This is a genomic window from Microcystis sp. (assembly GCF_048564745.1).
GTDB lineage: Bacteria > Cyanobacteriota > Cyanobacteriia > Cyanobacteriales > Microcystaceae > Microcystis > Microcystis ichthyoblabe_A.
In genome coordinates, this window is record NZ_JBLZRT010000069.1 from 1 (window position 1) to 26,456 (window position 26,456).

Annotated in this window: 21 protein-coding genes and 1 pseudogene; 10 read left to right on the forward strand and 12 right to left on the reverse strand. The window is 44.1% G+C overall.

The features are described 5' to 3' along the window. Positions 1-114 (forward strand): transposase (locus tag ACOCD9_RS09240; protein ID WP_271927689.1); only part of this gene is annotated, 114 nt, incomplete at its 5' end. A gap of 61 nt (positions 115-175) precedes the next feature. Here ACOCD9_RS09240 and ACOCD9_RS09245 read toward each other — a convergent pair. The 4 genes from ACOCD9_RS09245 to ACOCD9_RS09260 form a co-directional block, all read right to left on the reverse strand. Next, positions 176-1,396, reverse strand: a complete 1,221-nt coding sequence (locus ACOCD9_RS09245; protein ID WP_287700057.1) for an efflux RND transporter periplasmic adaptor subunit — start codon at positions 1,394-1,396, stop codon at positions 176-178. A 43-nt stretch (positions 1,397-1,439) separates the two neighbouring features. Further along, positions 1,440-1,661 carry a DUF4327 family protein gene (locus ACOCD9_RS09250; protein WP_287700056.1) on the reverse strand — a complete coding sequence of 74 codons (222 nt, stop codon included), beginning with the start codon at positions 1,659-1,661 and terminating at the stop codon, positions 1,440-1,442. 168 nt (positions 1,662-1,829) lie between these two features. Then, on the reverse strand, positions 1,830-2,717 hold the full coding sequence (argB, locus tag ACOCD9_RS09255) for an acetylglutamate kinase (protein ID WP_287700055.1): 888 nt from the start codon (positions 2,715-2,717) through the stop codon (positions 1,830-1,832). 79 nt (positions 2,718-2,796) lie between these two features. Continuing rightward, positions 2,797-4,020 (reverse strand): M20 family metallopeptidase, encoded by a 1,224-nt coding sequence (locus tag ACOCD9_RS09260; protein ID WP_419547193.1) that lies wholly within the window; start codon positions 4,018-4,020, stop codon positions 2,797-2,799. Between the two features lie 683 nt (positions 4,021-4,703). On the opposite strand from ACOCD9_RS09260, the gene ACOCD9_RS09265 reads away from it, so the two are divergent. From ACOCD9_RS09265 to ACOCD9_RS09290, 6 genes and pseudogenes are all read left to right on the forward strand, one after another. Continuing rightward, entirely contained in the window at positions 4,704-5,222 is a 519-nt protein-coding gene (locus ACOCD9_RS09265; RefSeq protein ID WP_004268967.1) for a phycocyanin subunit beta, read from the forward strand. Positions 5,223-5,288: 66 nt separating this feature from the next. Then, the gene (gene cpcA, locus ACOCD9_RS09270; protein WP_004268966.1) at positions 5,289-5,777 is read left to right on the forward strand and encodes a phycocyanin subunit alpha; all 489 of its coding nucleotides are present in this window, start codon (positions 5,289-5,291) and stop codon (positions 5,775-5,777) included. A 119-nt stretch (positions 5,778-5,896) separates the two neighbouring features. Then, positions 5,897-6,712, forward strand: a complete 816-nt coding sequence (locus ACOCD9_RS09275; protein ID WP_185238668.1) for a phycobilisome linker polypeptide — start codon at positions 5,897-5,899, stop codon at positions 6,710-6,712. Positions 6,713-6,757: 45 nt separating this feature from the next. Beyond that, complete coding sequence (locus tag ACOCD9_RS09280) at positions 6,758-7,636, forward strand: phycobilisome linker polypeptide (protein WP_287700053.1); 879 nt, start codon at positions 6,758-6,760, stop codon at positions 7,634-7,636. A 137-nt stretch (positions 7,637-7,773) separates the two neighbouring features. Next, positions 7,774-9,450 (forward strand): bifunctional 3,4-dihydroxy-2-butanone-4-phosphate synthase/GTP cyclohydrolase II, encoded by a 1,677-nt coding sequence (gene ribBA / locus ACOCD9_RS09285; protein WP_419547195.1) that lies wholly within the window; start codon positions 7,774-7,776, stop codon positions 9,448-9,450. Positions 9,451-9,516: 66 nt separating this feature from the next. Continuing rightward, positions 9,517-10,281 (forward strand): annotated as a pseudogene (locus ACOCD9_RS09290) (Uma2 family endonuclease). A 57-nt stretch (positions 10,282-10,338) separates the two neighbouring features. Here ACOCD9_RS09290 and ACOCD9_RS09295 read toward each other — a convergent pair. The 7 genes from ACOCD9_RS09295 to ACOCD9_RS09325 form a co-directional block, all read right to left on the reverse strand. Continuing rightward, positions 10,339-11,397 (reverse strand): D-alanine--D-alanine ligase family protein, encoded by a 1,059-nt coding sequence (locus ACOCD9_RS09295; protein WP_002749933.1) that lies wholly within the window; start codon positions 11,395-11,397, stop codon positions 10,339-10,341. Positions 11,398-11,629: 232 nt separating this feature from the next. Continuing rightward, positions 11,630-12,694 carry a hypothetical protein gene (locus ACOCD9_RS09300; protein ID WP_419547197.1) on the reverse strand — a complete coding sequence of 355 codons (1,065 nt, stop codon included), beginning with the start codon at positions 12,692-12,694 and terminating at the stop codon, positions 11,630-11,632. Between the two features lie 2 nt (positions 12,695-12,696). Continuing rightward, on the reverse strand, positions 12,697-13,299 hold the full coding sequence (locus tag ACOCD9_RS09305) for a J domain-containing protein (protein WP_149979390.1): 603 nt from the start codon (positions 13,297-13,299) through the stop codon (positions 12,697-12,699). A 234-nt stretch (positions 13,300-13,533) separates the two neighbouring features. Further along, positions 13,534-17,097, reverse strand: a complete 3,564-nt coding sequence (metH, locus tag ACOCD9_RS09310) for a methionine synthase (protein ID WP_419547198.1) — start codon at positions 17,095-17,097, stop codon at positions 13,534-13,536. Positions 17,098-17,235: 138 nt separating this feature from the next. Beyond that, positions 17,236-18,414 carry a SpoIID/LytB domain-containing protein gene (locus tag ACOCD9_RS09315; RefSeq protein WP_419547200.1) on the reverse strand — a complete coding sequence of 393 codons (1,179 nt, stop codon included), beginning with the start codon at positions 18,412-18,414 and terminating at the stop codon, positions 17,236-17,238. Positions 18,415-18,633: 219 nt separating this feature from the next. After that, the gene (locus ACOCD9_RS09320; protein WP_419547201.1) at positions 18,634-19,266 is read right to left on the reverse strand and encodes a restriction endonuclease subunit R; all 633 of its coding nucleotides are present in this window, start codon (positions 19,264-19,266) and stop codon (positions 18,634-18,636) included. A gap of 426 nt (positions 19,267-19,692) precedes the next feature. Further along, positions 19,693-20,190 carry a DUF29 domain-containing protein gene (locus ACOCD9_RS09325; RefSeq protein ID WP_002798842.1) on the reverse strand — a complete coding sequence of 166 codons (498 nt, stop codon included), beginning with the start codon at positions 20,188-20,190 and terminating at the stop codon, positions 19,693-19,695. 312 nt (positions 20,191-20,502) lie between these two features. Here ACOCD9_RS09325 and ACOCD9_RS09330 point away from each other — a divergent pair, with 312 nt between their 5' ends. Next, the gene (locus ACOCD9_RS09330) at positions 20,503-20,811 is read left to right on the forward strand and encodes a hypothetical protein (protein WP_419547203.1); all 309 of its coding nucleotides are present in this window, start codon (positions 20,503-20,505) and stop codon (positions 20,809-20,811) included. Next, complete coding sequence (locus ACOCD9_RS09335) at positions 20,812-21,162, forward strand: hypothetical protein (protein WP_004268952.1); 351 nt, start codon at positions 20,812-20,814, stop codon at positions 21,160-21,162. It begins immediately after the preceding gene. Positions 21,163-21,388: 226 nt separating this feature from the next. Here ACOCD9_RS09335 and ACOCD9_RS09340 read toward each other — a convergent pair whose 3' ends face one another. Further along, the gene (locus ACOCD9_RS09340; protein ID WP_419547204.1) at positions 21,389-24,787 is read right to left on the reverse strand and encodes a tetratricopeptide repeat protein; all 3,399 of its coding nucleotides are present in this window, start codon (positions 24,785-24,787) and stop codon (positions 21,389-21,391) included. Between the two features lie 83 nt (positions 24,788-24,870). Here ACOCD9_RS09340 and ACOCD9_RS09345 point away from each other — a divergent pair, with 83 nt between their 5' ends. Next, a complete protein-coding gene (locus ACOCD9_RS09345) occupies positions 24,871-25,980 on the forward strand; it encodes an S-(hydroxymethyl)glutathione dehydrogenase/class III alcohol dehydrogenase (protein WP_419547205.1) in 1,110 nt (369 codons plus the stop codon). The last annotated feature ends 476 nt before the right edge of the window (positions 25,981-26,456 follow it).

Here is a 26,456-nt window from a genome sequence, read left to right on the forward strand (position 1 = left end):
ACAGTGGAAGGAATTAATAATAAACTGAAGGTGATTAAAAGGAGAGGCTATGGATTTAGAAACTTTAAAAACTTTAGTCTTAGATGTTTATTAAATTGGCATTTTGCTAGTTGATTTTACATGGTAAGTTCGGAAGAACCAATTTTCTTAAGTCTATCTAGCAATCCCCAACTAATCAAGGATTACTCAGGATACTGACCCGGACTTTTTCGCCATTTTGCAAAGGTTTACTACTATTAACGACGAAACGCTCCCCCGGTTCCAGTCCGGTGATAATTTCTACTTGACCGTCAAGCGCTTGACCGAGACGAACGGGACGTTTTTGCACTTGCGAGTTAGACTCGGAAAGGACGAAAATGGCTGGGGATTCCCCCTGACTGACAATTGCTGTTTCGGGGACAATCACCTGAGGGGCAGAATTATTATTAAACCGCACCCGGGCCAATAATCCCCCTTTAATTAAACCATCCCCATTGGGTAGAGTAATCTCCACGGGAATCCGCCGGGCCGTGCCTTGGCTGAGGGGAAAAATCCTGTTGATGCGACCGGAAAAATTTCTCTCACCGAAAGCATCAAGGCTGACATTAACCGTTTGTCCTAAATTAATCGTTTTTAAATCCAATTCTGATAATAATACTACTACCTTGACCTGTTGAAAATCACCAATTTTGAGGACTTCATCGCCGATACTGACTAAATCCCCCGGCTCTTTCAGTTTTTCGATAACTATCCCCGTCGCTGGTGATTTAAGAATAGCGTAGGCCTGACGTTGTTGTTCCTGAGCGATGACCGATTTTTGGGCGGCAATTCTGCCGATAATTGCCGCCACCACCTGTTCCTCGACTTTAATTCTCGATCTCGCGCTATTAACGGCTTTTAAAGCCACTGCCGCCGTGGTTTGGGCTGTTTCACCCTGTTGTAGGGGAATCGCCCCTTCTAGGGCTAATTTTTGCAGGCGCTCGCCATCATTTTTGGCCTGTTGGTATTGTAGTTGTAGGCGCTCCACTTCAATTTCAGCGTTACTGACTTCAATTCTCGCCCGGGCTAATTCTGCTTCTAGGGCCGACAGGGCGGCTTTTTCTTGCCGGACAACGGTGGCAAGGAGACGATCATCAACATGAGCGAGGATTTGTCCTAATTGCACCTCATCTCCCACATCGACGACGAGATTAAGTAACTGACCGGTGGCTTGCGATCGCAGAGAAACGACTTTTAAAGGTCGGGTAGTTCCCGTGTAATCGAGATTGCGTCCGATGGTTGCCAGTTTAGCGGTGGTGACGTTGACGGTAGTAGTACGGGCCGCTGGTGGCGGTGGTTGGGTTTCGCTCTTGGGAGAACAACTCGCGCTTAAGGATAAGATAACCAGAGCGGAAAGGATAATCGGAGTCGATCCCATGGCGATAATCTTGGTAGAAAGCTGCTTTTGAGTCGATGGTCGCTTATTCTTCGTCCCAAGCTTCTACCGCTATCACTTCGCTGAGAGGGTCTTGCATGGAGAAACCGAAATCGAGCAACTCCTGCTTCCAGTATGCCCACTCATCTCCGTATAAAAGAGCGAGTTTCCAGATACTATCGCTAGGTTTGACTACTTTTGCATCTATCCACTTGCTAGCCTTGCGTTGAAACTTCACCATCGGGTGAGCTACAGCTTGTTTGGTCATAAATTCAATTGCTATGAATACTTCAGATTTTGCGCTTCCCGACTAAACTAACTCAAGACTAAGACTTTTGCCATTACAAAGGAGCGAGAAGCGCGTTTATTAACTTATTTGTACACCAGATCTCTGGTTTTAGGCAAGTCTTTTTAACCAAAAGTACGGTAATTACTACTATAGGTTAGTATAACCGGAAGCCACAATCATAGAACCGATGCCTCGATCGGTGAAAATTTCCAGTAAAAGGGCGTGGGGAAGACGACCATCGATAATATGAGCGGCCTGAACTCCCTGAGCCAGCGATCGCACACAGCAGCCAACTTTGGGAATCATCCCGCCGGCAACGATACCTTTTTGAATCAACTCCCGGGCCTGTTGGATATCCAATTTAGCCAATAAAGTGGAAGGATCCTTATAATTCTCTAAAATTCCGGCTGTATCGGTCATCAAAATTAGTTTAGCTGCCCCTAGAGCCGCCGCTATTTCTCCGGCTACCGTATCGGCATTGATATTATGAGCTTGGCCGGTTTCATCGGCGGCGACACTGGAAATCACGGGAATATAGCCACTATTGACCAAGGATTCGACGAGGCTAGTATCGACACTGCTGACTTCTCCCACAAAACCAATGCCCTCTTTACCCACGGGACGAGCAGTGATCAGATTACCATCCTTACCGCATAATCCTACCGCTTTACCGCCGGCTTGATTGATCAGGGCAACAATTTCTTTATTGACGCGTCCCACTAGCACCATTTCTACCACATCCATGGTGGCGGCATCGGTGACGCGTAAACCGTCTTTAAATTGGGGTTCAATGCCTAATTTATCCAGCCAACTATTGATTTCTGGACCGCCGCCGTGGACAATAACGGGACGAACTCCCACACAGGAGAGAAAAACGATATCTCGCATGACCGTGTCTTTGATATCGCTGTTATTCATGGCCGCGCCACCGTATTTAACCACTACGGTGCGACCGCGAAATTCTTGAATATAGGGTAGGGCTTCGCTGAGGATTTTCACCCGTTGGGCATCGTTTTCCTGGATATTATTATTCATGGGTTTTTTTACTCGTCTGATTCAGTGATCAGTTTAGCGGTTTCAGGTTTGACAAAAACTGTTCACCTTGAACGGATTTCTAGAAAGTCTTAGAGTTGCCGAATTTTTCGACGCAACGGACAAAAATCTCGACTCCCATGGTTAACACCGATTCATCAAAATCAAAACGGGGATGATGGTGGGGATAGGCTAATCCTAATTCGGGATTGGCGGATCCCAAGAAGAAATAACAGCCCGGTACTTCCTGTAAAAAGAAGGACATATCTTCCCCTCCCAGGGTTTGACATTCGGGAACGATTCCGGCTGGGGTTTCCACCACTTGTGCGGCGATTGCTCGCACTAATTCCGCCATCTGATCATGATTGATTACCGGGGGATACAATTGCCAGTAATCGAATTGATAACTAGCCCCCTGACTTTGACAGATGCCCGCGATGATTTCTTCCATCCGTTGTCGGAAATAGCTCCCTAACTGGGGATTGAAATAGCGCACCGTGCCACTGAGATTAGCACTATCGGCGATCACGTTTCTAGCGGTTCCCGCCGCTAATTTGCCCACAGTCACCACGGCAGCATCGAGGGGGTTGAGGTTGCGGGCGACGATGGTTTGCAGGGCGTTGACGATTTGGGCCGCCACCAGTAGTGAATCGACGGTTTGATGGGGAATTGCCCCGTGGCCGCCCCGGCCTTGTATCTGGAGATCGAAACATTCCACCGCCGCCATTAAGGGACCATTTTTCACGCCCACTGTCCCTAAGGGCAGATTATTCCAGAGATGCAGCCCGATAATTCCCTCCACGTCGGGATTTTTCAGCACTCCCGCTTCGATCATCGGTTTCGCCCCCCCCGGCCCCTCTTCGGCGGGTTGGAAAATAATTTTTACGATTCCCTTGACATCGTGACGGTTTTGTGCTAGGTAAACTGCTGTGCCGAGGGCGATCGCTGTGTGACCATCGTGACCACAGGCGTGCATCTGGCCGGGATGTTGGGAACGATAGGGGACTTGGTTTTCTTCGGCGATCGGTAGTGCATCCATATCGGCCCGCAGGGCTAAAACTGGCCCCGGTTGACTGCCTTCGATGGTGGCGACAATTCCGGTGCCGGCGATGCCGGTTTGATGGTCAATTCCGTATTTAGTCAGGGTTTGACTGATTAAGGAGCCGGTGAGGTGTTCTTGAAAGCCTAGTTCTGGTTTTTGGTGTATTTGTCGGCGCCAGTGGACCAATTGCGGCTGCAGGGAACGAATAGCAAGGCGAATTTGAGGGCAATTTAAGCTATTGGGAACGGGAAAGGAGGAAATCATCGGGTTCGGACGGCTCGGCTAGATTTTTTGATCACTGGTTTCTAGTTTAACTTCAGGAGCCACAGGAGGCAGGAGATAGGAGACAGGAGACAGCTTTGTTCTCCCCACACCCCACACCCCACACCCCACACCCCACACCCCACACCCCACACCCCACACCCCACACCCCACACCCCACACCCCTCTTTACAAAACTTCATCTTGTTGGAGGGCTGGAAAGGTCGATCCTTGGGTAATAGGGGAAGGGAAAGCGGGAAAATATTAAAAAAAACTTAAAATTTTTATCTTGCTGCCCTTTATACCCTTAAAGCCTTGCTGTCTTTGATTTCCCGACGGTGAGAGGCTTTGAGCCATGTCAGGAATTGATGACCAAATTGATCGAGTCATTGTTAAGTGACCGTTACAAAAAAACAGCAAAAAACTTAATAATATGTAACAAACAAAGTTTCGACAGCAGTGTATAAATTTAATTTGAGGGGCCAAGATAACAGACAAAAGTTAAGCTGGATACTTGTTTAACCTCCTTAAGTGATTTATGAGAGAGCCGTGAAGTTTTTTCAGGTTTCTTAAAGTAAATCGCAACAATCACGGTCAAGGCTCGTCCAGACTCACCGTGAAATCCCTTAAGAGGGAAAACCTTTTAATTGCAAGCAAATCCCATTTAAATTTAGGAGATTGTGACAATGTTTGACGCATTCACCCGGGTAGTATCCCAAGCTGATGCTCGTGGCGAATATTTAAGCTCTTCGCAACTAGACGCTCTCAGCGCCATGGTTGCCGACAGCAACAAACGGATGGACTCTGTTAACCGGATCACCAGTAACGCTTCCACCATCGTTGCCAACGCCGCTCGTAGCCTGTTCGCTGAACAGCCCCAACTGATCACCCCCGGTGGTAATGCCTACACCAGCCGTCGTATGGCCGCTTGCTTACGCGACATGGAAATCATCTTGCGCTATGTTACCTACGCTACCTTCGCTGGCGACGGCAGTGTTCTCGATGATCGTTGCTTAAATGGTCTTCGCGAAACCTATGTAGCTTTAGGAGTACCTGGAGCTTCCGTAGCCGCTGGCGTAAGCAAAATGAAAGAAGCTGCTTTGTCCATCGCTAACGATCGCAACGGTGTCACCCCCGGCGATTGCAGTGCTTTAATGTCTGAAATTGCCAGCTACTTCGACCGCGCCGCCGCTGCTGTCGCCTAGTCCCCAGGGCTAGTCTTAATTAAACCGTAGGAAACTTATTGCAAGATTATTGGGAGATACCAAACAATGAAAACCCCCCTTACCGAAGCCGTAGCAGCCGCTGATTCTCAAGGTCGTTTCTTAAGCAGCACCGAAATCCAAGTTGCTTTCGGTCGTTTTCGTCAAGCTTCTGCCAGCCTCACCGCCGCTAAAGCTTTAACCGAAAAAGCCAGTTCTTTGATCTCTGGCGCTGCTCAAGCTGTGTACAACAAGTACCCCTACACCACCCAAATGCAAGGGGCTAACTTTGCGGCGGACCAACGCGGTAAAGAAAAATGCGCTCGTGACATCGGTTACTACCTCCGCATGGTGACCTACTGCTTAGTTGCTGGTGGAACCGGTCCGATGGACGAGTACCTCATCGCTGGTATCGACGAAATCAACCGCACCTTCGACCTGTCTCCTAGCTGGTACATCGAAGCCCTCAAATACATCAAAGCCAACCATGGTTTAAGTGGCGACCCTGCGGTAGAAGCCAACTCCTATATCGACTACGCTATCAACGCTCTCAGCTAGTCCGATCAAAAAAACTGCTGGTCTGGAAAGACAGGAGGTTGTTAGCAAAAGGGTTAGCAATCACCTGTTCTTCCAGACCTTGTTATATCCATTAAAGGTTAGTTTCAGGAGGATCGACGATGACTAGCTTGATGGCAGCCCAGAGACTGGGATTTGAACCCTACAACGGTTCCCCCCGCTTGGAATTACGCTCCACCGACAGTGATGAACAGGTAGAAGTGGTGATCCGCGGGGCCTATCGGCAAATCTTGGGCAACGAGCATCTGATGTCCAGCGAGCGCCTAATCAGCCTAGAATCCCTCTTACGCAATCGTTCGATTAGCGTCAGGGACTTTATTCGGGCGATCGCTCAATCAGAACTATATCGGAATAAATTTTTCCACAGCAATCCCCAAAATCGCTTTATCGAGTTGAATTATAAACACCTGCTCGGTCGCGCTCCCTACGATCAAGCCGAGATCGCTTTCCACACCGATCTCTACAATCAACAGGGTTACGAAGCAGAAATTAATTCCTATTTCGATTCCCCCGAATACAACCAACATTTCGGTGAGAACATTGTCCCCTACTATCGCGGTTTCGCTACCCAAACCGGTCAGAAAACCGTCGGTTTTAGTCGGCTGTTCCAAGTCTATCGCGGTTATGCGACCAGCGATCGCGCGCCGTTAAAAGAGGGAAAACTGACCAGGGAACTAGCCTATAACAGTGCTTCCCCCGTTTATATTAACGGAACCGGTCAATCCTTAACCGGATTAGCTGGGGGCGATCGGGGCAAATTCTATCGCTTGCGCGTGGTTAGTGGCGCAAAAGCGGGACGACAAACCCGTGTGCGTCGCAGTGTGAGCGAGTATCTCGTTGCCTACGAGCAACTATCGAACAAATTGCAAGAAATAAACCGTCAAGGCGGCCAGGTAATCGAACTTATTCTCGCCTAGTTTTGAGCGGTCAGAAAACGATCATTTTTTTGTAGGAGAACTTTAGTGGCAATTACTACCTCAGCTTCCCGTTTAGGGACAACCGCTTTTAGCGAGGTTGCTCCCGTGGAATTACGTCCCGATTGGTCCCGTGACGACGCACAGGCGGTTATTCGCGCCGTCTATCGTCAGGTGCTAGGCAATGACTATATCATGCGTTCCGAGCGCCTTACCAGTGCCGAATCCTTACTCTGCAACGGTTCGATCACCGTGCGGGAATTCGTCCGCGCCGTGGCCAAATCGGAACTGTATAAGAACAAATTCTTCTACGGTAACTTCCAAACCCGCGTCATCGAACTTAATATCAAACATCTTTTAGGTCGCGCTCCCTACGATGAGTCGGAAGTGGTCTATCACCTCGATCTCTACGAAAACAAAGGATTCGAGGCCGATATCGACTCCTACATCGATTCCGCCGAATATACCGAAAACTTCGGCGATAGTATTGTTCCCTACTATCGTGGTTTTGCCAGCCAACCCGGTCAGAAAACCGTGGGATTTACCCGGATGTTCCAACTCTATCGCGGTTATGCCAACAGCGATCGCTCTCAGATTGCCGGCAAAACCTCCCGTTTAGCGGTGGAATTAGCCCAAAATGGTGCTTCGGCAGTAGTCGGTCCCTCCGGTGGCAGCGATGGTTGGGCCTATCGTCCCTCCGGTCAACGCAACACCCCCAGTAAAGCTCTTGGTGGTAGTGTGGCCTATGGTGATGTGGGTAAGCTCTATCGCGTGGAAATTGCCGCCATCAGCAAACCGGGTTATCCCAGTGTCCGTCGCAGTAGCAAAGCAATTATCGTCCCCTTTGAACAGTTAAATAACACCCTGCAACAGATCAACCGTCTCGGTGGCAAAGTTGCCAGCATCACCCCCGCTAGTTTGAACTAATTTTCTAGCTTAAGATAGCTAAAAGTCTCCCGGGCAGCCGTCAGGTTCACCGGGAGACTTCTTTCTAGGGAACTGGCAGAAATTGACCCTCAGCAGATCGAGCAAACCTGTAGAATGAAAATAGTTCTATCGTTTTAATGCCTGTGACTGTCACTTCGATCGCTTTTGACTCTATCGATACTGCCTTAGCGGAAATCAAAGCTGGACGGGCTATTGTAGTAGTTGATGATGAGAATCGCGAAAATGAAGGAGATCTAATCTGTGCGGCCCAATTTGCCACCCCCGATCTGATTAACTTCATGGCAGTGCAAGCTCGCGGTTTAATCTGTCTGGCAATGACGGGAGAGCGTCTTGATGCTCTCGAATTACCCTTGATGGTGACAAAAAACACCGATAGCAATCAAACTGCTTTTACCGTTAGCATCGATGCCGCTCCCCATTTAGGGGTTAAAACTGGCATTTCGGCAGAAGATCGGGCGAAAACCGTGCAAGTTGCCATTAATCCGGTCACTCGTCCCGACGATCTCACTCGTCCCGGTCATGTCTTCCCGATTCGTGCTAAAGCTGGTGGAGTCTTAAAACGCGCCGGTCATACGGAGGCAGCCGTGGATCTAGCTCGGTTAGCCGGGTTGTATCCGGCGGGAGTTATCTGTGAGATCCAAAATCCCGATGGTTCCATGGCCCGTTTACCGCAACTATTTGAATACGCTCGTCAACATAATCTAAGGTTAATCAGCATTGCCGATCTGATCAGTTATCGCTTAAAACACGATCGCTTTGTCCATCGGGAAACGGTCTGTAATTTTCCTAGTCAATTCGGCACTTTTCAGCTTTATGCCTACCGAAATTTATTAGATCAAACCGAACACATCGCTATTGTGAAAGGCGATCCCGCTCTCTTTGGTGATCAACCTGTAATGGTACGAATGCACTCAGAATGTCTGACCGGGGATGCTTTGGGCTCCTTGCGTTGCGATTGTCGGCAACAGTTACAAGCTGCCTTAAAAATGATCGAAAACAACGGTTTAGGGGTGGTGGTTTACCTGCGACAGGAAGGCAGGGGAATTGGCTTAATTAATAAGCTAAAAGCCTATTCTTTACAGGATATGGGACTAGATACGGTGGAAGCCAACGAAAGGTTAGGATTTCCCGCCGATTTGCGCGATTACGGCATGGGAGCGCAAATGCTCAACGATTTGGGGGTGAGAAATATTCGTTTAATTACCAATAATCCGCGTAAAATTGCCGGATTAAAAGGCTATGGTTTGGAAATAGTCGAGCGAGTACCTTTGCTGATCGAGGCTAATGATTATAATTCCAATTATCTGGCCACAAAAGCGGAAAAGTTAGGACATCTATTCTTACAAACCTATCTAGTCACCATCGCTCTCAGTTGGGGGGAAAATCCGCCGTCAATTTCCCAAAGATATCATCAATTAGAGAAATTACGGCAGGTAAGTCGCGCTAATCAATTATCTCTTCAAGAAGAAACCCGACCGGTAGCCAATGCCCTTTTTGATCGCGCCCCTTTGATCGTACATTTAGGTTTAGATATTCGTCAGGGTGTCAGCAGTAATTGGTATAAAAATCCTTCCCATCCTTATCTTCTGGTTATTGACAAGATATTAAATGACGTTAAAGATTGGTCAGAAATTGAACGCTTAGAATTTTTAATTTCCGACGGAGACGATTCGATGACGGGATTACAAATGAAACTAGATCGTCAAAAAATGTCCAATGAAGATTTATCACAATTACCACAATTAGCTACCCAAATTATCTACAGTTTTACTCGTGATTCAACAAAAAATTAGTTTTTTATGACCAGAAAAGAGCGTAACAGTTATAATTAAACAAAGCTAGTATAACGGGGAAAAACTATGACAACTCTCGACATTTTACCGGAAGTTACCTGTCCCCCCACCGATTTATGGAGTGATGAACCACCCTTGGAAAGTGATCTACATCTACAACAAATTACAATTCTGATCGGTTGTTTAGAAAGGTTATGGCAACAAAGAACTAATTACTAAGCTTCGGGTAATCTTACCATCTACTATAACGAAGAACAACTAAAAAAACGTGATTTTTGTGGTCCTGATTTTTTTGTGGTTTTAGATACAGAAAAACGTCCCCGCAAAAGTTGGGTGGTTTGGGGAGAAGGGGGTAAATATCCCAATGTGATCGTGGAGATTCTTTCCGATTCTACGGCCAATATTGACCGCAATAAAAAGAAAATTCTCTATCAAAATACCTTTCGGACTCCTAACTATTTCTGGTTTGATCCTGAAAGTTTAGAACTGCAAGGATTTAGATTAATTGCTGGACAATATCAAGCTATTGCTGCTAATGAAAACGGCTATTTATGGAGTGAACAGTTAGAACTATATTTAGGCATATTTGACCGTAAACTGCGTTATTTTACCGTCGATGGTCAATTGGTTCCCACTCCCCAAGAAGCTGAATTAGAGCAAAGACAAGCAAAGGAACAGATTCTTTTAGAAAGGGAACAGATTCTTTTAGAAAGGGAACAGGAACGACAAGCGAAGGAACAGGCTATCCTCGAAAAAGAACAAGCTATCTTGGAGAAGGAAAAATTAGCCCAAAAATTACGAGAATTGGGCATTGATCCTGAAACTATCTAATTGATAAATATCTCTAGGATAGGTAATTCCTATCCTAGAAATGGTGGTAATTTAACCTTATTTTTCCTGTCTTTCTAAGGCTAATTGTACCAACTTATCGACCAATTTATCAAACTCTAAACCGGTGGCTTTCCAGAGTTGGGGATACATACTAAAATTAGTAAACCCCGGCAGAGTATTAATTTCATTGAGAAACACTTCCCCAGTCTTTTCCACATAGAAAAAATCCACCCGCGACAATCCCGCAGCATCCACAGCTTTAAATGCTTCTACAGCCATTTCTCGCACTTGATTAGCAATTTTATCGGGAATATTAGCGGGAATAACCATACTCGATCGCCCGTCAGTATATTTAGTTTCATAGTCATAAAAATCACTATCAAAAGTAATTTCTCCCACCAAAGAAGCTTGGGGATTATCATTACCTAAAACCGCACATTCGATCTCCCTTGCGGTTACTCCTGCTTCAACAATAATCCGTCGATCATAACTAGCAGCACTATCTAAAGCAGCCTCTAATTCTTGCCGGTTGCGAGCTTTACTAATACCCACCGAAGAACCTAAATTAGCCGGTTTAATAAAACAAGGATAACCTATTTCCTCGGCGATTTGATCGCACAATTGCGGAAAAACACAGGCATTTGACCACACTTGCGAGCGGGTTATGGCCTTATACTTAACTTGGGGTAATCCAGCGGCTGCAAAAGCAGTTTTCATGGCAATTTTATCCATTCCCAAGCATGAACCCAGTACCCCACTACCCACAAAAGCAACCCGCATGAGAGTGAGTAATCCTTGTAAAGTGCCATCTTCTCCATTCGGTCCGTGGAGAATTGGAAACCAAACCTCAATTTCGCTCACTTCTGGGGGAAATTGCCAGATATTGACTTTTATATCACTCTCAATAGCTAGGGGTTGCCCAGAGGTTAAAATTTGTCTAGCAGTTGCTGCCGAATGCCAACAGCCATTTTTATCGATATAGAAGGGGATAACTGCGTATTTGTCAAGATTTTCGGGGTAATTAAAAGCTTGCAGGATCGATCGAGCCGAATTGATAGATACCTCGTGTTCTCCCGATCGACCACCAAACAACAATCCTACCTTGATCTTATCCATATTATCCTCTCTAGACCCAGCTAGATCCTAAATTAGAGTTCAACTATCATATATACTATGGGCGGAGTTGACAATAGTTGCCAATGATTTAGATGCGGCTGTTCCTCGTCAGATAGGAGTTTTAACCCAAATTTTCAATAAATTAATTATCGCTCATGATGAGATGTGGTCGTTCTTTCCCTAAAAAAATGGAGAATCACTTTGGAGCTATTCACCCCCCGAAATTGAATGATTATTTAGCTAATTTTTCCAGTTTTTTCTTAGTTTTCTGAAGTTTTAAGGCTAAATTACCCTGATGTTCGGGATAGTAAACGTGCAAGAATTCGATAAAATCCTCGATGGTACAAGGTTGATGAAATCCCCCTAAGTTACCGTGGAATTCTTGGTGAATTTCTTCTTTAATAGTCACCAAATTCAGATCTAATGTCGCTAGATGGGGATATTTCTGGGCAGAGTAAAGATGATGGACAGCGAGATTAAATTTATTATTTCTATCCGGTTTTTGCCCTGTCACCTGACAAGTGTTTTTATCTCTAGTTTTAGCTCGTTTTTTAGCCTTTTCAATCTCGATTTTTTGTTTGGTATCGTCATCTAGATGTTCCTGAATTTCTTTAAAGGCAAGAGGAAACTCGATTTCAATCATTTTACACATTTCTTGGCGCGATTTATTCGTCAAAGTTTCACTCATGGATTTAGAAATGCGAACAACTCCACTTTCAGAGAACCAAAACTCTCTTTTTTCATCTTCGTAAAAATCTACTCCTATTTTTAAAGGACGAACTTCTGTTTTAGTATTTTTGATTACCTTAGCAAGTTCTTCATCATCAACTTTCAAAGATGAAGATTCGTGGAGTTTAAGATTATTGAATGTTTGATTTAGCTTGGCTCCATTAGTTTTTAAAATTCGCCGCAAACTCTGTTTATGAATCATAGCCACTCCTTGATAAACTTTAATTTCGCCAGAGTCAGCCAATTCATTAAAAATTAATTTTCGTGCCAAAGAGCGACGAATTTTTTGATCGTGCTTAGTAAAAAATTCTCTAAATCTGTATAAAATTCCTCGCTTTTCATGCTGATCAATATAGGAAGCAATTTTTAAAGCACCTTCAAAAGAAAACAATCTAACTTTATCTTTTTTGTTGACAAATTGATAATCGACACCTTCAACTAAATCCCAATCATCATTAGGATCAGCATCAAAAATATCAACAATTTTGTCTAGTTTTTCAAGAGTAATAGAAAACCATTGAGCTAATTCGGTATCCCGGATCAGGAAGGTATTTGCTTTCTGAGGCATGATTATTTTATCTCCGTGGTGATAGACTTATACATGACAGTTAAACAATCAAAAACTTCTGCGTCTCCTGTTTCTTGGTTATCGGGATGATAGATCTTAGAAAGACGATAATAGGCATTTTTAATGTCTTCCTTAGTGGCAGTTTTTGGATCAAGCTCGAAAACACGATAGGGATAAAAATATTTAAATATATTAATACCATTAATACAATGCTTACCTGTTTCCCCATCTTCTTCTGGTAAAATACCTACATACTCTCTGTAAATTTTTTCCCAACTTTCTCGCTGAGATAAATTGATGTTATCAAAGGCTCTAGTAGCCATTTGAAACATACTCGATTTTTTTAATTCTGTGGTATTGCTAACCTCAAAATAGGCATAAACTGCCTGTTTAAGTTGCGTTAGAGTTAAAGGTTTAACTTTTGAGCTTGTGGTGGTGGTGGCTGTAGTTTTTGATTTAGTTAACGATGGTTTAGGAGACTTTTTACGGTGGTTTTTGATGACAAAATCGGCAAAATCTTCGAGAATACGACTTTCGATCGAGTATTGCTCACAGATATGACTAATCTGCTCTAAAATGAGCGAGTTAAGAGGATTAGTGGTCATAATTTCCCTAAGAAGCTGCTAAAAATCTAGCCTTTCTTATCAAGATGAAGTGTAGGCTAATTTGGTATGAACGACCGACGACTGACTCCCGAAAACTTCCTATCCTAAATTAATACCACAGCAGTGGCCACTTTGTCATGTGGTTAATAATCAAAAAAATTGCTGGCATATTATAGATTTAAGTCGATAATTGAAAGGAAAACTCAAATCTGATCACTGATAACTGATCACTGATTAGGTACTAAAGTATTTAGCGGTGGGGTGATAGGTAATAATGGCGGTGGTGGATTGTTCTGGGTACAATTGTTCGCTTTCGTCCATATACATCCCAATGCGATCGCATCCTAACAGATCTAGTTGCTTGTATTGGTCCTGAATATTGGGACAAGCGGGATAGCCGAAACTATAGCGAGAACCCTGGTAACGCTGTTGCAGTATATCGCGGATATTATCGGGATCGAACTCTGCAAAACCTAACTCGCGACGGATGCGGGTGTGGGTCCATTCGGCCATGGCTTCGGCGGTTTGGACAGCCATGCCGTGATAATAGAGGTATTCCGTATATTCGTTGGCATCAAAGAGAGATTTAGCGTATTCCGTGGCGATTTCCCCCACTGTCACCGCTTGCATCGGGAAAACATCGATAATACCAGATTCCTGCGGGGCGAAAAAGTCAGCAATACAGAGACGGCGACCGGATTTCTGGCGCGGAAACTCAAAAATGGCTATCGGTTGCAGATTTTCGGGTTTTTCGCCTGCTTGTATCGATTCGGGATCGTAAATTAACAGGGAATTACCAGAGGATTGACAGGGAAAATAACCATAAATTAATGTGGGGTTTAGTAAATTTTCCTTGACAATTTTCTCTTTCCATGCTGTCAGAATTGGATGAACTTTTTCCTGTAAAAACTGGTCGTATTCTTGCTTAGATTGGCTTTTGGGTTTGCGGAATTGCCATTGACCGACAAATAAAGCTTGTAGGTCCAAATACCAGAAAACCTCCTCGATGGGAATTTCTGCTGCCGTTAATATTTTAGTACCCCAGAAGGGCGGTGTTGGTCGGGGAATATCAACTTCCACCGCTTCCGAACGACGGGTATCAATAACTAATTCTTTGTCCACGCTGCCATCGGTAAAAATAGTATCGGGATTAACCTTTAATTCTTCGGCAACAACCGGGGTTTTTTCTGTCTCGGCAAACTTACCTAAAAAGCCTTTACTATCATCCCATTGACCCCCAGCTTTAGCGGGCATTAATTTATCCATAAAATGCAGGTCAGAGAAGGCATCTTTACCATAGATAACCTGTCCCTTGTAGGTTTTTTGACAGTCATCATGGACAAATTTGGGAGTTAAAGCTGCCCCACCAAGGATAACGGGAACGGTGATTCCTTTTTCGTTAAAAACCTCTAGATTTTCCTTCATAAAAGCCGTCGATTTCACCAATAAACCGCTCATGGCGATACAATCGGCCTTATGTTCTTTGTAGGCTTCGATGATATTTTCTACAGGTTGTTTAATACCCAAGTTAATCACCCTATAGCCGTTATTGGTCAAGATAATATCAACTAAGTTTTTACCAATATCATGAACATCCCCTTTAACTGTTGCGATAATAAAAGTCCCTTTGGCATTATTATCCCCCTCTTTTTTCTCCATAAAGGGTTCTAAAAAGGCAACGGCTGCTTTCATAGTTTGGGCCGATTGGAGAACAAAAGGTAACTGCATTTGTCCCGAACCAAATAACTCACCCACTACCTTCATCCCATCCAGGAGAAAAATATTAATAATATCGAGGGGTGGATAGTCCTGTAAAGCTTGCTTCAAAGCGTCTTCTAGTCCCAATCTTTCCCCATCAATAATATGCTGTTTTAAGCGTTCCTCCACGGGTAAATTAGCATTACTAGAAGGGTCTTTTTTAGTAGTTTTACCCGCAAATAATTCGGTTAATTTGGTCAGGGGATCATAAACACATATATCGCCATCAAAACGACGATTATCATAGATTAAATCCCGACAAATTTGCTGATATTCTGGTTCAATTTTTGCCAGAGGAAGAATTTTATTAGCGCTGACGATTGCGCCATCCATACCCACCTGCATCGCTTCGTTGAGGAAGACGGAATTTAATACCTGACGCGCTGCCGGATTCAACCCAAAAGAGATATTAGACACACCTAAAAGAATGTGACATTCGGGCAGTTCTTGGCGAATTCGACGCATTGCTTCGATAGTAGCCTTGCCATTTTCTCGGTCTTCTTCGATACCGGTAGAAATCGGTAAAGCTAAAGGATCAAAAAAGATTTCGTAGGGGGGAATTCCGTATTCTATCGCCCCATAATAGGCCCGTTTAGCTATCTGGAATTTTTTCTCGGCAGTGCGGCCCATTCCTTCTTCATCAATGGTTCCAATTACTACCCCCGCGCCGTATTTTTTCGCTAAATCCAAGACTTGATAAAAACGCGATTCCCCGTCTTCGTAGTTAGTAGAGTTGAGGATACATTTACCCCCCGCTACTTTTAACCCCGCTTCCATTTTTTCCCATTCGGTGGAATCTAACATTAAAGGTAGGGTGACATTATTAACTAAACGAGAGGCTAATTGGTGCATATCGCGCACCCCATCCCGGCCCACATAATCGACGTTGACATCGAGAATATGCGCTCCTTCTTTTACCTGAGCTTTCGCCATCGATACTAAACTATCCCAGTCTTCAACATTGAGAAGTTCCCGACATTTTTTAGAACCACTGGCGTTTAATTTTTCCCCGACAATCAGGAAAGAATTATCTTGAATATAGGGTTGGGTACTGTAGATAGAAGCGGCGGAGGGTTCATAATGATAATGACGAGATTTCGGAGTTAAACCCTGACTTAGTTCCGCTAAAGCTTGAATATGGTCGGGACGAGTACCACAACAACCGCCGATAATTTGTACTCCCAAATCTTCAATAAAGTGCATTAAAGCCATTTTTAATTCTACGGGAGTGAGGCGATAGTGCGCTTGACCGCCGACATTTTCCGGTAAACCAGCGTTAGGAATACAAGAAACAATAAAAGGGGAATTTTCCGAGAGATATTTAATATGGGGTTTCATTAAATCGGGACCGGTGGCGCAGTTAAGTCCCAAAATATCGATTTTATAGGGTTGTAAAATAGAGACAACGGCGTTAATTTCCGTTCCTACTAACATCGTTCCCATGGTTTCCATCGTCACCGAAACCATCAGGGGCAATCGTTGACCTTTTTTCTGAAATACTTCTTCAATAGCATTTAAAGCCGCTTTAATTTGCAGGACATCCTGACAGGTTTCTACTAATAATAAATCTGCCCCGCCATCGTACAGACCCTCTACCTGTTCCACATAGGCATTTTTGAGGGTATCAAAGTCAATATGACCCAAAGTGGGCAGTTTTGTCCCCGGCCCCATGGAACCCGCCACAAAACGGGGTTTTTCGGGGGTAGAGTATTTATTCGCGCAAGCCTTGGCCAGTTCGGCGGCGCTTTTGTTGAGATAATAGGCTTGGTCGGCTAAATCGTACTCGGCTAAAACTATCGAGGTTCCCCCGAAGGTGTCGGTTTCAATCACATCCGCACCCACGGCTAAAAAGGCTTCGTGGACTTTCGCTACGGCGCTAGGTTTAGTATGGACAAGATACTCGTTACAACCTTCGTATTCTGCCCCACCAAAGTCCTCGGCCGTCAGATTTTGGCTTTGTAGGGAAGTTCCCATCGCTCCATCAAAGACGAGGACGGGATGCTTTGGACCGTTGAGGTAGTCAAGAAAGGGGCTATTCATAGAGAGATTTACTGCTATAGCATTTTGAAAGTTTATTGTAATACAGTTACTAGAAATCTGCTATGGTCGGCATTTCAGTTATCAGTGATCAGTTATCAGTGATCAGATTTGAGTTTTCAGTCGAGAAAGCCTATCAATCTAATTTTGTAGAACTAGACGGGCTAAACCAACTCCGGGATAATAATTACCGAGAATTTGTTGATAATCTAGGCCTTTTTCCGCTAATTTATAAGCTCCAGTTTGACTCATACCGCGACCACCGTGGGCCCAAGCGACAATTTCATCGGTGGCGGCATAAAGAGACTCGACCACACCCCCTTTATAGCTGAGAATCTGCCCGGCAGTGGCATTAACCGCTTGGTGAGTCGATTGATACTCCGAGCGAATGCCTTTATATACCTGCCAGCGTTGGGTATTGCCCAGATGAAACCAAGCATTAGCGGGGCGGATTATATGTACTAGGGCATAGGAACGAGCGGCGATCGCCTGTGCCTTTAAAGCGTGCATTGGCGCAGTGGAGTGCATTTCACTACCCACTACACTATAGAGATAGGCCTCTAAATTAACATGATTAACCACTAATAAGCGATCGCCTTGGGCAACCAGGAGGATTTTGCCCCGATACCAACTATCATCCACATAAACTAAACCATCGGCACTGGTGGGCTGCACAAAAATCACCTCTGGCAGCGATAAATCGCCCATTTTTAAGCCATTGGCACCTGGAATGACCGGTAAACCCTCGTTAGTGGCAATCGTTTTTAAACCACGACCTTGGCGATCGGTGATCACCGCCGGCCCGTTAACTCCAATCAAAACACTGGCCACATCCCTTTTAATCGCCACGCGAATTTCTAGGACCGGCGGCGTATAATTAGCGGGAACCACTAAGGGTTGTCTAGTCACTGGTTTGGCCGCAGCAGCGGGGGCAGTATTAGGGGCAGTATTGGGGGAAGTATTAGGGGACGTTTGAACCGATGGTGCTAATTTTTTCGGCGCTGAGAGGGAAGACTGAGGAGAGGGTGCTGATTTTGGAATCGCAGAAGATTGGGGAGAGGGGGATAGTTTCGGTGATGGCGCGGTTAAGGGTGCGATCGGAGATGGGATAATAGGAGCAGGGGAGGCAGCAGTTTCTAGATTTGCCTGCGGTTGCGGGGTTTCTGGTTTTTCCTTGGCTAAATAAGTTAAGAGAATTGGCGTAAAAGTAGCGATCGACAACAAAGGAACGGCACAATGACGCAGCAGGGAAAAATAGGTACTAGCAGCAAATTTCACTTTAATCACACCATCTTTAATTTTCTTATCTAACTTTACCATTCCCCTCTCAGGCCGGGCAATTCTAGAGAAAAACTCTTGTATTTTTGAGCTTGTTAGGACAAATAAGGCTGAAATAGTCAAGAAAAGCTGAAAAAATTCTTAACCACCCATCCTTAGATTAGCCGAATCTCCTCTAATCCAGGCTCTTCTAGGTTCTGTGTGATCAGCTTAACTTACCATAGAAGCGATCGATCTTTGTGTCCTTTGTGTCTCTGTGGTTCATTCCACCCCCTCGCTAGACTGACAGAGATGTTTAAGGATTTTGAGAACCTCGTATAAATCCCCCGGATTTCTCATGGCAAATAAACGAGAGGTTCCGTATAAAGGTTTACCGTCCCATAATAATTTAACAAATAAAAACTCGGAACCATTGGTCAACATTCCATAATTAGGACGGTTTGGATGAGGATTGGCAATTAAATAAGCTAATAATTGCGGTAAACCTACTTCAACGGAATAAATAACCCATTTTGATTCAATAATCATTACCCATAATTGCTCTTTTAGAATTAAAGTATCTAACCTTCCTTTAATTATCAAATCTTGATCTTCTGTAATAATTTCAACGGACTCTTCTGCTTTAATGTGAAAGGGAAATAGATAAAAGTTACCAATAAATAATAATGGGTATAAAACCGTCATCCTCACCGAAGTTTCTAAAAAGGGAGGATAATTCAATAAGTTAAAATAACCTGTTTTGATTTTATCTAACAATTCTTTTTCCTGTTCAGAGATTGCTTCTAAGTCTTCTTGCCATTCCCCAAAAAAATGCTCATCTTCTATAAACTGTAGTTGAAAATGATTAATTAAATCTCTGAGAGTGACTTCTTTTGCTTGTAAAAATTGAACCATATTTACCTCTTTAATTAACACTTACGTTAATGGTAATTTGCTATTTTTAATTTAACCAAGCAAAATATCCGTTACTGATAGGGTTAACTGCTCTAAATCAGAGAGAACAGTTAAGGATATGGTCTTGTTTTGTTTACCTGCACATCGCTTCGGTTAGCATCGTTCAGGTTTTTATCAGCTGCTTTCGCTCTTCCTACATCATCCAGATTAGCCATCGTCTTCTCCTTAATTTAGAGTACATGAAAGGTTCACTTTGCTATGATTTATCCAAGAGATTTATTGAGATATAAGTAGTTAGGTGTTAAAAACTTTATTCCCCCCTTATTTCCCAGGGAAGGGGGGTTAGGTCATTCGGGCGATTTTTCATGTTGGCAAGGTCATATTCTGGTTTCATGGTTTTATTATCGATAATGTTTACCTTCGTTTTTACCCGTAAAAGTCCTCATTTAGAATCTGTTCAGGTGTGAAAGGACAAGCGAGGGGATACTCACTTTCTTGGGGAATACGAATACCAAATTGAGCGCGTTTACCCTGTTTGATGGCGACTTTACGAGCGCTGGAATAGGCTTGTGTGATGGAGATTAAGAGATAAGATTTAAGAGAGGGAGTCTTAAGTAAATCATCTTGAACGCGCTGACGATGCTCATCTACTGAATTATACCAACTTGCTTTCATTGTCTCAGGAGCATCATGCTGTATCTTTAATTTGAGTAAGTGAATCAACAGGACCATTAAGTTGCTCTCTAAGGCGCGTTTCTCTGACTTACCCAAATCTTTTAACTCCTCAATTAAGTTTTCTATATCCAGTTGTTCAAACTGTCGATTCTGTAATTGATGAATAGTTTGCTCAATCCACAACTGAAGATCTTGTTCGTAAAGTGTTGTGGGATTTTCTTGAATGTCCGATTGTTTTAATAAGTTCATTTGGCTTTGATTAAGTTAACGGTAGATGAATAATTTGGTCTTCATATTTATTATTATACTTGATCTTTACCAGATAGTGTGATCGCATTGGATTCTTAATTATTGACCTCTCCCCTGAACCCTATCCTACAAGGAAAGGGGAGAGAATTTAGCGAAGAGAGTGCAACTACAAACTAGGTTGGTTGTCAAGGCTCCAGCCCGAACAAGTTTAACCTGTTTTCTTTAGGTAGTGAGAAGCTAAATGGACATAACCCTATTGCCCAAATTGGGTAACTTATCTAGAATAAGTATATGAAGAGAGGAGGAGACGTGATGGAGTATCAGAATTTTTCGCTCATTAAAGAAGATATTCAGGCTGATGCTTGGGGACGGATTAGCCTTGGGACTGAATGTAGCAACCGTCACTATCGAATACTGATGAATGCAAGCGGGGAACTTCTTTTGGTTCCCATGGTGGCGATTCCAGAGGGAGAACTATGGGCTTTTCAGAATCCTAGGGTCCGCGAGTCGCTCAAACGGGGACTCGCAGAAGCCCGCACAGGAAATTTCGCTGAAGAAACAGTCGATTTAGGCGCTATGCTTGAGTTTGCTGAATCTATTCCTGAAGAAGTCGAGGAGTAATTGAATTTCTCTTTACGACAGACACAGGAAGCTCGAAATACTCTATCTGAATTGCGAGCAGAAGCGGAACAGGCTCAAAAGACTCGCCTAGCTCAAGGTAGGACAAAAGCATCGAAACAAGAGGGTCTCTACAAACAGGTAACAAAAGCCCTCAAGCTCCTCAGTACAAACCCAAGACATCCGGGACTAAAAACCCACGAATTTAATTCCCTCGATAACCCTTATGATGCAACACAGAAGGTTTTTGAAGCCTACGCCCAACAGAATACACCGGGAGCCTATCGAATTTTCTGGTGCTATGGACCTCATTCGGGGGAAATCACCATTCTCGCTATTACACCTCATCCGTAGATCACAACATTGTAGGGGCGAAGCATTCGGGCGATAACCTATCGCTGAAACCGTAGATTTCCTATCCGAATGCTTCGCCCTTACTTTTTCAGCAAGCCCGAAATAGTTAGCGCTGAAGCGCAACAACAAGCCAGGTTCGTGAGGGAGTGAGGGAGGATCATCACCCCATCACCCCATCACCTCATCACCCTCTCTTTTTAAAGCCAGATTTAGTATTAGGGGGGAGTTAGACCAAACCCCGCACCTCCTCAACCCCAACCCCGAAAACAGAAGCAATACCGACAAGAATCTCCTCATCTTGCGTTTGCCGATAAAGAGCAACAAGACTAGGCAAAGAATAGGTTTGTATCATGTAACCATCGTTAAATTCTGCCAAAATTTGTAAGGCTTGCAGGTAATAACTTTTGGCTTGGCTCAATTCCCCAACTCCTTCCGCTACCACTCCCAAATTGTGCAGGGTGCTGGCTTGGGAGAAGCGATCCCCATATTCAATGTAGATCTCAATAGCTTGCAGGTAGTAGCTTCGGGCTTGCTCCCATTCCCTCAATTCTTCCGCTACCCTTCCCAACCCGTGCAGGGGGTTGGCTTGCCCGTAGCGATCCCCATATTCAATCTTGATCTCAAGAGCTTGCTGGTAGTAGCTTCGGGCTTGCTCCCATTCCCTCAATTCTTGCGCTACCCTTCCCAACTGGTGCAGGGGTCTGGCTTGGGAAAAGCGATCCCCATATTCAATATAAATCTTGAGAGCCTGCTGGTAGTAGAGCCGCGCCTGCTCCCATTCCCTCAATTGTTGCGCTACGATTCCCAAATGGTGCAGGGTGCTGGCTTGGAAAGATTGCTTAGATTGACTGTAACTTTCACTAATTGGCTTGAGTAATTCAAGGCTTTTTTGGTAAATCTCTTTCGCTTTCTGATAATTTTTACTTTGTAAATATTTGCTTCCTGTCTCGGCAATTATAGCAATGATTTCTATTGCCACCTGCCCTTGTTTGGCTTCAGGGGGATAGTTTTCAAAAGTTTCGAGAACGAACTCTAGGAGCTTTAAATTAGTCTGAGTATCTTGGTTTAAATCCAGATAACTATGCAAGCAATTAATAATAGTCAATACGCTCTCTTGCTGATTGAGGGCGATTTGCAACGCATTAAACAGATTTTCATACTCCCAGCGACAGAACAATATCCCTAACTGCTTCTCTTGCGGATTTTTGGAATTTAGCAAGTTACCATAATAATCTGCCAAGTCTCGGTAATGATTCTTAAATCCCTCCCAAATTGCTGCTTGTGTCTCTGGTGCTAATTCCTTTAACTTCGTCTTCAAGAAGTAGGGAAAAATGGGCTGGATAGTCAATAAACTCGGCATTTCTTCACTCATCGGCGAAAGCAAACCCCAATGAATCGCTTCTTCAATCGCTGCATCAAATTGGTCAAACTGATAGCCTTGTAAAGGTTCTAATTGCTGTAGTTGTTGGCTATAATTAGGAATATCAGATCGATCAATAAACCCACTAAAAGGCGCTAAACAGAGTAACAACTTCTGCGCCTCCTCCGACAAATTACTGTGGGAATATTCCACACATTTGATGATATTATTAGTCTTATCCTCATCCCCCACATCAGCTAATTCCGCCAACTGTAACCCTTGCCAAATCTCCTCCGGTGACTGTCGCTTCAGATTCGCTAATACCACTTCCATCGCCAACGGATATCCCGCCAACAATTTCATCAAACGTTTAAAATAATCATCCTTTTTAATCGCATTTTTCCGACTCTTCGCCTGACGTTCTAAAATTCTCTCCGCTAATTCAGTTCTCGACTCTTGGTCTAATCCTTGTAACTGATAGATATTCTCCTTAAAAGTCCTGCGTTGCAGCCAAGTTTCCTCACTGCGAGAACCCAAAATCACCTTCGTCTTTCCCCCGACCAAATTCTTGAGAAATTCGGCGATTTCTTCCCTTTCATTCTCCGGTAAAGTATTCTGAATTGCTAACGGTTGTCCCGTCACCGACTCCAGATTATCTAAAATGAGAATATACGCCTCACTGCGGAGTTTTTGCTCTAGTTTCTTTACCCGCGCTTTCAGGTTCATCCCTTGGAAACTCGCCTGTTCAAAGCGATTATAAATTCCCTGACCAATTTCATGGACAATCTGTTCTAACGTCCAAGCTTTTTTATCATAACCAAAATAGAAAATATGGGTCGCCCAGTTGGTTTTCTGCCACCATTCTCGTAGATAATTGAGTAAGGTAGTTTTTCCTGTCCCTCCCATTCCTTTGAGTAAAAGGATATTATGTTTCAGCAGCGCCTTTTCCATCTTGAGAATTTCTAAATCCCTGCCGACAAAGCCGTATTCTGGTAAAGGAAAGACATATTGATTGCTGATATGTTCCCAGTATTTTTCCTCCTCTTCTGGAGTAAATGGACGCAAATTGAGATTAATTTTACCGCGACAATAAATCACCGGTAATAACCAATCTTCTAAATCTATTCTCGTGTTATAATAGGCGCGGCGTTGCTTATTATTGAATAACTCTAACCGTCCCTTTCGCATCGCTTCCGTTAGGTCTTTTCCGTTCAATAATTGCTGATAAATTGGTTTCATCATCAACTTAGCTGCAGAAACCGTCACCGAATATCCCATCGCCACCACAGCTTGCATTCCCGCAGTCATTAAACGACTCCCTAAACTGGTTTCCCGATAGTCTTCTGATTCCTGGGAAATTTGCTTTGCTGACTGACAAGCATTGAGAATACAAATAGGGATATTTTTCCCAGTGAGTAAATTCGCTAATTCCGTCGCTTCTACCGGAGTCGCTTGACCTTTTTCTTCTCCTTCCAGAAACAGAAAAGCTTTTACTCCCTCATATTCTGCTAAATCCTCCAGTCCCCATCCCCTTTGATAGCGCCAAGAGTCCCCGTGAACCTGTCTTTGGTACTGTTCATATTCCATCAATCCGCCATGAACATCGAAATGAATAACATGATAGTATCCTTCTCCCTTCTCATCCAGATGTCTGGTTAGTGATTCATAAGTTCCGGGACGCAAAATATCAATTTTTACAGGTATTTCACTACTATTTACCAGTTCTACCAAAGGACGGGAAATCGTGCGATAGTTAACATCAGATTCCTCATTAGGACGCGCAATCACCACCAGAAGATTGATAGTAGGATAAGTGGCCATTTGCACCGGGACAACTGTAGCCCCTCGACGCTGGCGGGAGATGATACAATCTATAGAAAAGGGACGCGGTAAATCAGGATCTTTCAGCGCTTCCCAATGTAAAGCTTGAAATTCTGGCGACTGACTTTCGATGATAATTTGCAGTTGACTTAACTGCTTTCGCAAGTCTCGATATTCCCCATAAGCATTTAAATTACTCTGGAAAACCTGTTTAAATAAATTTTCGCCATAGTTTTGGACGCTGTTGGCGGCTTTTTGCGCTTTATCCGTCTCTAGCGTCGGAAATACTAACCATTCCTCAAAGTACCATTCTAGGTCTTTTTCTTCTTGGTTAGTAAAGGGGTCAGTAACCGTAATTGGGTAGCTGTTACCGCTATCAAAATTGAGAGTAGCAGTAAAGCCACCATCGTTAATTCCTTCTTCGCGGATGGTGAGGACTAACATAGAGATAAGTTTAGAATTGTTCTATTACAACTCTTCAGCAGTTTAACGGTATTATACTGGAAAAAACCTATTGCTTTGAGCCTATGGATGTTCGAGCGGCAGTTGCCCTAGAAGCGGGAAAACCCCTAACTATTGAAACGGTAAAATTAGCCGCACCGCAAGCGGGGGAAGTGTTAGTAGAAATCAAAGCCACGGGAGTTTGTCACACCGATGCCTATACTCTCTCTGGGGCCGATCCTGAAGGCTTATTTCCCTCAATTTTAGGCCATGAAGGGGCCGGAATCGTGGTAGAAGTGGGAGAAGGTGTCACTAGCCTGAAAGTGGGGGATCATGTTATTCCCCTATACATTCCCGAATGTCGTCAGTGCGAATACTGTCTCAGCTTTAAAACCAATCTCTGTCAAGCGATTCGTCTTACCCAAGGTCGGGGAGTAATGCCGGATGGAACCAGTCGTTTTTCCCTCGATGGTCAGCCTCTTTATCACTACATGGGAACCTCGACTTTTTCTAACTATACCGTACTGCCGGAGATTTCTCTAGCCAAGATTCGCCCCGATGCTCCCTTTGAAAAAGTCTGTTATATCGGCTGCGGAGTCACTACAGGTATCGGTGCGGTGATTAATACCGCTAAAGTGGAACCGGGGGCAAAAGTGGTGGTTTTTGGTCTGGGAGGTATCGGTTTAAACGTTATTCAAGGGGCCCGTTTGGTGGGGGCCGATATGATTGTCGGGGTCGATATCAATCCCCAGAAACAAGCTTTAGCGACCAAATTCGGGATGACTCATTTTGTTAATCCCCAAGAAATCGAGGGGGATTTAGTGGCCTATCTGGTGGATTTAACTAAGGGTGGGGCCGATTATAGTTTTGAGTGTATCGGCAATGTCCAGATTATGCGTCAAGCTTTGGAATGTTGCCATAAAGGTTGGGGTGTTGCCACTATTATCGGTGTAGCCGGGGCCGGCCAGGAAATTAGTACCCGTCCTTTTCAATTAGTCACCGGACGGGTCTGGAAAGGTACGGCTTTTGGTGGAGCGAGAGGTCGTACAGCTGTACCAAAAATAGTCGATTGGTACATGGACGGCAAGATTAACATTGATGATTTAATCACCCATGTTCTACCTCTGCCAAGAATTAACGAGGCCTTTGACCTGATGCGCCAAGGGGATTCTATCCGCAGTGTGATTACATTTTGAACAGGGATAATGTTAGATATAGTTAAGAAACACTTGACAAACTCTTAACTGTATGTGTGCGCCAGTTTCCAGGCCCTCTTTAACTTACTATAGAAGCGATCAATCTTTGTGTCCTCTGTGTCTGGAGTGTTTCCTTCCACTCCCAGTATTTACTCCGATTTTGTTAAGATATATTGCAGATACCCTGAACTTTAGTAAACAGAGGAGCTAAATCACCTAGTATTGCGTCCTTTTCAGTGTTGCCAAAGGCACGGCGTAGCCGTCCAGTAAACAGTGAAAAGACATCAGGAAAGTGCTATTTAAAACTACTCACTTAGAACTCAAATCTGATAAGGGACTTGCGCTTTGATAATGTACCTTTTGGGCGAACGCAGTTCGCCCCTACATTGTGGACAAAATCCGTTACTGTAGGGGCGCAAAGCTTGCGCCCTCCGATCGATCAGGTTTGCTGATCACCCTAAGTAGGGCGAGAGCCT